Raw genomic sequence first — 3,129 nt, forward strand, 5'->3', positions numbered from 1 at the left:
AAATGTTCTACTAAAAACTCAGGTAAAATCATTTTTATAAACTCAATATAGTTTTCCACGTTTATTATTTATCATTACAAAGATCTGTAGTTTTTAATTCACACACAACTTTTGAGATTAATCCATCAAATTACACAAATTCAAACCCCTGAAGCAATCTTATTTACTTATTGCCAACATTTTACTTATACATACCTAATTCTTCTAAATCAAACTTCTTTGGAAGGTAATCAACATCATAATGTCCTTTTACTATAACGTTATTTCCTTTCTGCTCAATTTTCTTAAACATATCCAAAAAGAATTCTATTCCATTCTCAGCCTTTTGAAATTCATAAGCATATACCTCTTTCCCCTTATCACTGATAGAAAATTTAGCAGACATATAGTCTTCAAAAAAGTTTATCCAAACAGCAGCCTCACACACTTTATCTTTAAAGATAATTTCTTTCTCCACCCTTTTAAAATCCGCATTCAGGTTTAGCTGAATTCCCTTGTGATAAGCATAATGGTTCGCTTCAGCCAATTTGGGATTTTTCTTTTGCTTTGCTACCTCATTAATCCACAAATAAACCTTTTCCCATAGTAACCTTTTCTTTTCATTTTCTGTTAATTCAAAAAAAGCATCAATATCAAACTCCCCATAATATTGCAGATGCTCTCCTCCTCCAAAAGCACCATTACGTGGATATTCGGGATGTGTATCAAAAAAAACAGGGTCAACATAACATAAATTAAAGAAACCTATTTTACTTCCATCATATACCTCGTTGAGCAACCTTGTATATAGGTTTTGAATACTAAAAAAATGCTCTGATATAGTTTTTGTATAATCTTCTCCGCTTCTTGTAAACCAAAAAGCTAATCTTCTAATTTTTTTCATTTGATATTACTTTTTTAATCCAGACAAGCCAATTTTTCTCCTATTTCAAAATCTACAAGATAGAGGGGACAAACAATACCTTTTATATACTATGTCTTTGTACTATGGTAATACAAAGAGTATAAATATCATTCACCTTGATGTGGATTAAATTTTGATATTTAATCAGAGAGGTTAAAATGTACATCAGGATACATTTTTTTACACTTCTTTAAATCAGCTCCATTTACTCCAAATTTAATAAGGTTCCATTTATGATCATAATATATATATCCGATTTAGAGTAGCACCAGTATCTTAAACGCAACAACTTGCAACTCCAACTGCACTTCCTAATATCGCCCCTTCTAAAGCTGAACTATTAACAGCCATCTGACCAATATATGCTATAAAATAAAAGCTAATGGCTAATTTATTCAATCTTTTATCAGTAACATAATCCTCTATTGACTTAAAAATAAATTGATCAATACTTTTGTCATGTAATAAGCTGAAATTTATATAATCTACGTTTTGTTATATCTAAATTTATATCCTTACTTCTAGGCACAAATTTTATGAATGACTATCTTAGTAGCCTATATTTACTAGGTAATACCCTATAAATATAGGTTAATCTTATTTATATAAAAAACAACTAATCAACAATGAAAAAAACACTATTGTTCTCTTTACTTCTATTAGGAATTAATTCATACGGGCAATATATCTACCCTGTAAAAGTAGAAAACTGTAAAATAGATAGATTCTGCCTTGACTGTGGTGATACATTAGCTGGATATGATCAAAAAGCTTTTACGAAACTTGAACAAGAGCTAAACAAAGAGTTAGATCTAAATAAGCTTAACGGAAGAATAGGGTTTCAGGTTTTAGTAGCTCCTAATAAAACAGGTTGTGTTATAAGTCACACAGATGAATCAAATAGTACAGTAACAACAAAAATAATTAAAAAACTAAACAAGTTTAAAAAGTGGACTCCTTCTATAACAGATGGTAAAAAAGAATTAAAAACCTCTATAAACGTTGTCTTTGAAATTCAAAACAATACTATATCTGGTGAGATTGTTAGAGTAGATTTTACTGAATTTGAAAAAAACTATGATCAGCCTACAGCCCCTAAGATCTTAAACAAAACCTACCAATACAAAAATGAAAATCTATCTAATTACACAATATCTGTTTGGGATACTAAAAACTCTAATCTGTTAGATAATAACATCATGGGAGTTGCTGTAGACAATTCTGGATTGGTTTGGTTAATATCCAATTTTGAACTATTAACTTTTAATGGACAAGAATTTAAAGAAATTCAATATAATGATCCTTTTAATGATAATGAGTCTGGGTACTCACAAATTTTAATTGATGCGGATAATATAGTTTGGTTATATGGTAATAAACAAATATACTCTATACAAGAGCATAAATGGCAAAAGCACAATACTGGTCTATCCAAAGAAACATACGTTATAACAATGAGTAATGATCCTATTTCTAAAGAAATTTTTGTGAGCTCACCTGAAGGAGTTGCTATCTATAAAAATGAGAAATGGGATTTCATAAATAAAAGTAAAGTTAAAGAACTTCCTTCAACAGATATTTATCTTACACAAAGAGATTCAAATAACAGACTTTGGATTGGTACCTCTAGTGGAACTATTGTAATGGATAAACACAATAAACCAATTACTTCTGATTCCTTTCCCTCTATTATAAAAAAGAAAACCATTACCAATTTTGATGAAGATAAAAAAGGAAATTTCTTTTTATCCTTATATGATTTTGAAGCCAAAAAGAGAGAAGAAATGTATACGGATTTCATCATATATCGTACAGATGGAAGCTATACTAAATATACTTTAGAAAACTCAGGAATCGCTACTAATACTTCTTTAACTAAAGTACTTTACGACAACGAAGATGATATTCTATGGATTGCCTCTTTTAATGCAGGGCTTATTAGGTATGATTTAAAGAAAGACTCTTGGGAGAATTATCACAGCAAAAACTCAATGCTCCCTACCTCTAAAATTACAGATATGGCTTTTGATAAAAACTATAATCTATATTTAGCTACTGACCAGGGGCTTGTTAAATTAGAAAAGAGATGATTTTTCTATTAACAAACATTGTTGTCCGATAAAAAAAAAGAAGCCAGCAAGCTGACTTCTAAAAAGTTATCGTAGTTTAGTCTTGCAAAACAATAGCGTCCTAAACGCTTAAAAAAAGGCAAAAAAAAAGAGAGT

3 protein-coding genes are annotated in these 3,129 nt (G+C 29.6%); 1 reads left to right on the top strand and 2 read right to left on the bottom strand.

Annotation, left to right across the window (positions count from 1 at the left end):
* Window positions 1-181: 181 nt before the first annotated feature.
* Together CF599_RS19185 and CF599_RS20055 are read right to left on the bottom strand one after the other, a co-directional pair.
* Window positions 182-883 (bottom strand): hypothetical protein, encoded by a 702-nt coding sequence (locus CF599_RS19185; RefSeq protein ID WP_121967522.1) that lies wholly within the window; start codon window positions 881-883, stop codon window positions 182-184.
* 297 nt (window positions 884-1,180) lie between these two features.
* On the bottom strand, window positions 1,181-1,303 hold the full coding sequence (locus tag CF599_RS20055; protein ID WP_256384153.1) for a hypothetical protein: 123 nt from the start codon (window positions 1,301-1,303) through the stop codon (window positions 1,181-1,183).
* Between the two features lie 227 nt (window positions 1,304-1,530).
* Here CF599_RS20055 and CF599_RS19190 point away from each other — a divergent pair, with 227 nt between their 5' ends.
* Complete coding sequence (locus tag CF599_RS19190) at window positions 1,531-2,994, top strand: two-component regulator propeller domain-containing protein (RefSeq protein ID WP_121967523.1); 1,464 nt, start codon at window positions 1,531-1,533, stop codon at window positions 2,992-2,994.
* Window positions 2,995-3,129: the final 135 nt, after the last annotated feature.

The organism is Myroides sp. N17-2 (assembly GCF_002286775.1).
GTDB lineage: Bacteria > Bacteroidota > Bacteroidia > Flavobacteriales > Flavobacteriaceae > Flavobacterium.

Excerpts from the sequence above, each read along its gene's own strand:
- CF599_RS19185 (WP_121967522.1), bottom strand. The coding sequence starts at position 883 with ATGAAAAAAATTAGAAGATTAGCTTTTTGGTTTACAAGAAGCGGAGAA.
- CF599_RS19190 (WP_121967523.1), top strand. The coding sequence starts at position 1,531 with ATGAAAAAAACACTATTGTTCTCTTTACTTCTATTAGGAATTAATTCA.